Raw genomic sequence first — 6,831 nt, 5'->3', positions numbered from 1 at the left:
CCGTTCTCCCGTTCTGTTCTTCACGGCGGCCTTACCCTTGCCTACCCGCGCGGTGCGTCCGCCCGGCCGGGCGGGGGCGGACGCACGGGCCTTCGACACGCCGGCCGACACGCCGGCTCTCTCACAAGGAGACAACGATGAACCGCTCGGTCTTCGTCACCGGCGGCAACCGAGGTATCGGTCATGCCGTTGCCCGCGCCTTCGCCGACGACGGCGACAAGGTCGCCGTCAGCCACCGTACGGGCAGCCCTCCGGACGGCGTGCTCGGCGTCAAGGCGGACGTCACCGAGCCGGGGGCGCTGGAACGCGCGATGCGGGAGGCGGAGGCCGTGCACGGGCCGGTCGAGGTCCTGGTGGCCAACGCCGGCATCACCCGGGACCGGCCGATGCTGCGGATGTCGGACGAGGACTTCGACGAGGTGCTGCGCACCAATCTGACGGGGGTGTTCGCCGCCGTGCGGGCCGCGGTGCGCAGCATGCTGCCCGCGCGCCGCGGCCGGGTCGTCCTCGTCTCCTCGGTGCTGGGATTCCTCGGCGCTCCCGGCCAGACCAACTACGCCGCCTCCAAGGCGGCCCTGCCGGGCCTCGCCCGTTCCCTCGCGTGGGAACTCGGGGACCGCGGAATCACCGTGAACGTGGTGGCGCCCGGCATCATCGCCACCGACATGACCGCGGCGCTGTCCGGCCGGCGCATGAGCGACGTCATGGGGATGACCCCGCTCGGCCGCCCCGGAACCGTGGACGACGTGGTGGCCGCGATCCGCTTCCTGGCCGGCGAGGAGGCCGGTTACATCACCGGCGCGGTCCTGCCCGTCAGCGGCGGACTGGGCATGGGCCTGTGAACCACCCTGTGCGGTGCTGGACGGAAGTGCTGCGTCCCGCGGCGCGGCCCGGCGGCCCGCGCGTCGTCGTCTTCCCGCACGCCGGGGGCGGGGCGCGTCGCTACCGGGAGGTCCTGGCGCCGCTCCCGCCGGACGTCGAGGTCGTCGGTGTCACTCTGCCCGGGCGCGAGCGGCGCGCGGATCTCTCGCCCCGTACGACGCTCGCGCAGGTGCTCGCCGGCATCACGGCGGAACTGCGGACGCCCGATGCGGGCCACACCGTTCTCTACGGCCACAGCCTGGGGGCGCTGCTGGCCCTCCTCGTCGCGCACCCGGGGCAGGTGCGCTGCGACGCGCTGGTGGTGTCCTGCTCGATGCCCGGGCGGCGGGCCTTCCCCCGGCCGGCACTCCTCGGCACCCGCGCGGGTCTGTCGGCCGTCCTCGCGCGGCACGGGCTTTCCCCGGTCGCCCTGGACGACGCCTCGCTGTCCCCGGGACACCGGGCCCTGGCGCACGATCTGGCGCTCGCCCAGGAGGCGCTGATCGCGGTGGACGGGCTGCGCGTCGACGTACCGCTGACCGCATTGGCGGGCGATCAGGACCCGCTCGTCCCGCCGGCCGGGCTGCCGCTCTGGGGCCACCTGACCGGTGGTGCGTTCCGCTCGCGCGTGACCGAGGGCGGGCACTTCTTCCCGTTCACGGCATCCGGCCAGGCCGTCGTGCTGGAGGAACTCACGGCATCCCTGCGGCGGTCCGGGTCCCGGGCGGACCTCTCCCTCACCTTCTGACGGGCTCGGCCACGAGCTCCGGCCAGCCCGGCAGGACGCCGGCCGGAGCCTCGTCGCTGACCAGAATGCGCTCCTGCAGGCCGCGCAGCCGGTGCGAGGGCTCCAGCCCCACGCCGTCGGCGAGCGCGATGCGGGCCTGCTGGTACGCGGTGAGCGCGTCGTTGCGACGGCCGGAGAGGTACAGCGCGAGCATCAGGTACTCGTAGAGCACCTCGTCGTACGGGTCGAGGGCGACCAGCGCGTGGAGTTCGCCGACGACCTCGGCGTACCGGTGCAGCCGCAGGTCCAGGGCGAGGCGCTGGGTGAGCACCGCCTTGCGGTCCTCCTCCAGGCGCCGCACATGGGCCCGCAGCACGGGCCCCGCCGGTACGTCGGCGAGCGGGGCGTCGCGCCACAGGTTCAGCGCGGCGTTCAGCAGGGCGGAAGCCTCGGCGAGGTCTCCACGCACCTCGGCGGCGCCCGCCTGGGCGACGAGCGCTTGGTGGCGGACGACGTCGAACTGGTCTCCCGGCACCTCCAGACGGTAGCCGGTGGGTTCGGTGACCAGCGTCTGTTTGGCGCCACGGCCGGCATCGCCCTGCTGGGCGCATCCGATGCCCTTGCGGATCCACATGACGCAGTTCTGGATGCCTGTGGAGGCACTTCTGGGCGCGTCGAGGTCCCACAGTTCACGCTCGATCGTGGCACGTTGCACGACCCGCCCGCGGTTGAGGACGAGCATCGCCATCAGCTTCTTCGCCTTCACCGCGGTCGGGACCACCGAGGTGCCGTTCACCGTGACCCGGAGCGGTCCGAGCACTCTGGCGATCATGGGTCATTCCTCCTTGGCCGGTGACCGGACGTGACTACCCAAGCATGTGTATCAGTTTATTCATGGACTCAAGGTCACCTTTGACGCAACGGTAGCGTGAATTTTGATGCACGGCACACCAATATTGAGCCGAGCTCGTCCCAAGTGTCCCCCTTTCTCTGCTTCCTGGAAGCGCCACCGGCTCGTCACCCTGCGACGGACGACTGACCACCGGCCCCGCCGCGAGGCATTGATAGCCTTCAGTATATTTTTGGATTCCGAACCAGCCAGCGACGGGGGCGATGCGCGTGAGCAGCACAGCACAGGTAGCGGTGATCGGGATGGGGTGCCGGTTCCCGGGGGCGAACGACGTGGAGTCGTACTGGCGGCTCCTGCTGGACAACACCGACGCCGTCACGCCCGTCCCCGAGGACAGGTTCGACCTCGGCCCCCACTACGGGCCGGTGCCCGGCGTGCCGGGCCGCACGGTCTCCCGCCACGGCGGCTTCCTCGACGACCCCTACGGCTTCGACGCCGCCTTCTTCGGCATCGCGCCGCGCGAGGCGCTCGCCATGGACCCGCAGCAGCGGCTCCTGCTGCACGTCGTGTGGGAGGCGCTGGAGGCGGCGGGCATCCGTCCGTCCTCCCTGGCCGGCAGTGCCACCGGCGTGTTCGTGGGGCAGGCGACCGCCGAGTACGGGGAACAGGCCGGCGACACACCGATGGACGTGCACGGCATGGCGGGCGCCCGGCTGCGCGCGGTCACCGCGGGACGGGTGTCGTTCGCGCTCGATCTGCGGGGCCCCAGCCTGGTCGTGGACACCGCCTGCTCCTCCTCCCTGGTGGCGGTGCACCTGGCCCGGCAGAGCCTGCTCTGCGGCGAGAGCGACCTGGCCGTCGCCGCCGGCGTGAACGTGATCATGTCGCCCGCCGACGCCGTCACCTACTCCCAGGGGGGCATGCTCGCCCCGGACGGCCGCTGCAAGTTCGCCGACGCCTCCGGTGACGGATTCGTGCGCAGCGAGGGCGTGGGTGCCGTCCTGCTCAAGCGGCTGGACGACGCCCTGCGCGACGCCGATCCGGTGCTGGCGGTGCTGCACGGCAGCGCCGTCACCAACGACGGCGCCGGCAGCGGACTGCTGCTCCAGCCCGCCGTGCCGGGGCAGGCCCACATGCTGCGCGCGGCCTGCCGCAACGCGGGCATCACCCCCGGCCGGCTCGACTTCCTGGAGGCCCACGGCACCGGCACCCGGGTCGGCGACGAGGTGGAGCTGCGCGCCCTGGCCGACGTGCTGCGTGAAGATCCGACGGCCCGCCGTCCGCTGCGCGTCGGCTCGGTGAAGACCAACATCGGTCACGCCGAGGCCGCCGCCGGGATCGCCGGCCTGATCAAGGCCGTACTGATCGCCCGGCACGGCGTCATCCCCGCCTCCCTGCACCAGCATTCACCCCACCCGGTCCTCACCGAGGCGGACGTGCCGCTCGAGGTCGTCACGCGCAACACCCCGCTGGAGCCGGCCGGCCCGGCCGCCGTCCTCGGCGTGTCGTCCTTCGGTCTCTCGGGCACCAACGCGCAGGTGATCGTCGGTGGTCACCCGCGCACCACCCGGGGCACAACGCCGACGGCGAGCCACCCCGCCCCGCAACGGGACGCGGACACCCTCCAGTTGCTGGTGCTGAGCGCCCACACCCCCACCTCCCTGCGCCGACTCGCGGAGCGCTACGCCGCCCACCTGGAGCCGGGCGGCCCGGGGCGCGCACACTCCCTGGCGGCCGTCTGCCGCGCCGCAGCCACCCGCCGCGACCCCCGCCCGCACCGCCTGTGGGCCGTCGGCACCAGCCACGAGGAACTTGCCGCCACCCTGCGCGCCCTGGCGCGCGGCGAGGAGACCCCGGACGGTGGTCTCGGTGAGGCACCCTTCTGCGCAGACCGCCGCATCGCCTTCGTCTTCCCCGGGCAGGGCGCGCAATGGCGGGGCATGGGACGCCGGCTGCTCGAGCAGGACGCGGACTTCCGCCGGGCCATGGCCGACTGCGACGCCGCCGTCCGCGCCGAACTGGGCTGGTCGGTGACAAAGACCCTGACCGGCGAGGACGGCACGGGCGAGACGGAGCCCTGGGAGGACGTGGCCGTCGTACAGCCGCTGCTGTGGGCCGTACAGGTCTCCCTGGCGGCGGCACTGCGCGCCAAGGGGGTCGAGCCCGCCCTGTGCCTCGGACACAGCATGGGCGAGGTGGCAGCCGCTCGTACGGCGGGGGCGCTGTCGACGCGGGACGCGGCAGCGGTGATCTGCCGGCGCAGCAGCCTGATGGCCCGGCTCGCCGGACGCGGGGCGATGCTCGTCGTCGAGCTCGACGCGGAAGCGGCCGCCGTCGCCGCCGCACCCCACGCCGGTGCCGTGTGCGTCGCTGCGCTCAACGCGCCCCGCTCCACCGTCCTGGCCGGCGAGACCGAGGCGCTGCACACCATCGCCGCCCGGCTGGAGCGGGACGGCGTCTCCTGCCACCCCGTGAAGGTGAACGTCGCGTCCCATTCTCCGCTGATGGACGAGTTGCTGGCGGATCTGCGCACGGCCCTCGCCGGCCTGTCTCCGCGGGACGGGGCGGTGGAGATGCTGTCCACCGTCCGCTGCGCGAGCGTCGACGGCACCGAGCTGGACGCCGCCTACTGGGCGGACAACCTGCGCGACCCGGTGCGCTTCGTGGACGCCGTCCGCAAGGCCGCCGAACCGGAGGAGACCGTCTTCGTCGAGATCAGCCCCCATCCCCTGCTCACCCAGGCCGTCGACGCCGTCCTGGACGAACGCGGCGAGGCACCGTCCGCCGTGGTGACGCTCAAGCGCGGACAGCCCGAACCCGAGAACCTGCTGCGCGCGATCGGCCGGATCTTCGCACAGGGGGGCCGCGTCGACTGGGAACGCTGCCACGGGTCCGACGGCCAGGGGCCGCAGGCCTTTGTTCCGCTGCCGGCGTACGCCTGGGACCTCGAACGGTTCCGCCGCGAGCCGGCCGTGACCGCATCGTCCGCCCTCCTCAGCCGTGACTTCCCCCTCCTCGACCTCGGCCTGCCGGCCGTGGGAGGCGCGGTGCGCAGCGGGGGTACGACAGCGGTGCCCGCGGTGCTGTACCTGGAGGCCGTGCGCCGAGCCGCCCATGACGTCACCGGTGGCCGGGGCGGGGTGCTCGGCGACGTCGAGTTCGCTTCCCGGCCCCTGGAGCTCGAGCGGGCGCGGAACGCCGGCGTGCGGGTGGGCCTGACGGCCCTACCCGACCGGGGGGCGTTCGCCTTCACCGTCACCGCCGTGCACACCGAGGACGGCAGGGACGGCGAGGTCCTGCTGACGGGACGGGTGCTGACGGCGAGTGACGCGGGAGCGGACGGCGGGCCCGAGCGGCGGCAGGGTCAGGAGACACTCGACGACGCGCTGACCCGGTGCCGCCAGTACGTGCCCGGCGCCGAGTTCTACCGCCGCATCCAGGCGCGCGCCATGGCGGTCGACGACGTGCTGCGTACGGCCGCCCAACTGTGGCTCGACGACGGCGAGTGCGTCGCCCGGATGCGCGGTACGTCCGGGGCGGTCCCCGGCCCCGGCACTGCCGCGGCCCTGGAGGCGGCGCTGGTGACGATGGCGGCCGCCTGGCCGGGAGCAGCCGTGCCGGGCTCGTCCGGCTCCTTCCTGCCGGTGTCCTTCGGCCGGGTCCACGTCGCCGACCCCGGCGCGCTGGCGGCGGACCACTGGTCGCTGGCCCGCTGCGTCCCCGGTCCCCGGGACGGCGAGGCCCGCTGTGACGTCCGGCTCCTCGCGCCGGACGGACGACTGATAGCGGAGTTCCTCGACATACTCCTGCGCCCGCTGCCGCCGCACGCCGCGACGGAGTCGGGGGAGGCGGCCGGTGCCGTGGGGCAGGCGGCCGGGGCCGGGCACGCGGACGCCGGGGCCACGGAAACCGCTGCCGTCCCCGGACCGGGTGCCGCCGCCGTACCGGGCGAGCCTGTGCACGCCGGCGCGGGCCGGTCCGCGGCCGGTGGGGGCGCACGGCCGTACCGCGGCGTAAGGCCGCACGAGCCGACGTGCCCGCCCCGCACCCGGCACGGTCACACCGGCCTCACGGCCGCGGCGCCGCCCCAGGCGCCGGCACGGGCGGTCCTCGACGCCGAGGTGCTGCGGCACGCGGCGACCGTGCTCGGCATCTCCGTCTCCGGGCTGGACCCACGCCGGTCGCTGCGCAGCCTCGGACTGGACTCGCTGCTGGCCACGGAGCTGAGGACGCGGCTGAACCAGCACCTGGGCGTGGATGTCACGGCCCGACGCCTGCTCGGGCCCGAGCCGATCGGTGACATCGCCACCTCCCTGGCCACGGCCCGCACCGGCCCCACGGACGGCGCGGCGCTCGTCGGCATCCGGGGCCGATGACGGCCGGGGCGCGGGGG

4 protein-coding genes are annotated in these 6,831 nt (G+C 74.1%); 3 read left to right on the top strand and 1 reads right to left on the bottom strand.

Annotated features, from left to right (window positions below; all coding sequences use genetic code 11):
- Positions 1-137 precede the first annotated feature (137 nt).
- Together ABZ919_RS05575 and ABZ919_RS05570 are read left to right on the top strand one after the other, a co-directional pair.
- Positions 138-842: an SDR family oxidoreductase gene (locus ABZ919_RS05575; protein ID WP_361243125.1), complete on the top strand. Its 705-nt coding sequence runs from the start codon at positions 138-140 to the stop codon at positions 840-842.
- Positions 843-868: 26 nt separating this feature from the next.
- Positions 869-1,609: an alpha/beta fold hydrolase gene (locus ABZ919_RS05570; RefSeq protein WP_361243124.1), complete on the top strand. Its 741-nt coding sequence runs from the start codon at positions 869-871 to the stop codon at positions 1,607-1,609.
- On the opposite strand, the gene ABZ919_RS05565 is transcribed toward ABZ919_RS05570, so the two are convergent.
- A complete protein-coding gene (locus ABZ919_RS05565; protein ID WP_361243122.1) occupies positions 1,599-2,420 on the bottom strand; it encodes an AfsR/SARP family transcriptional regulator in 822 nt (273 codons plus the stop codon). The genes ABZ919_RS05570 and ABZ919_RS05565 overlap by 11 nt on opposite strands.
- 287 nt (positions 2,421-2,707) lie before the next feature.
- Here ABZ919_RS05565 and ABZ919_RS05560 point away from each other — a divergent pair, with 287 nt between their 5' ends.
- Positions 2,708-6,814 carry a beta-ketoacyl synthase N-terminal-like domain-containing protein gene (locus ABZ919_RS05560; protein WP_361243120.1) on the top strand — a complete coding sequence of 1,369 codons (4,107 nt, stop codon included), beginning with the start codon at positions 2,708-2,710 and terminating at the stop codon, positions 6,812-6,814.
- Positions 6,815-6,831 lie beyond the last annotated feature (17 nt).

Origin of the sequence: Streptomyces sp. NPDC046759, assembly GCF_040645475.1 — a bacterium.
GTDB lineage: Bacteria > Actinomycetota > Actinomycetes > Streptomycetales > Streptomycetaceae > Streptomyces.
The sequence above is the reverse complement of the archived record's forward strand: the minus strand, read 5'-3'. Positions and strand labels throughout refer to the sequence as shown.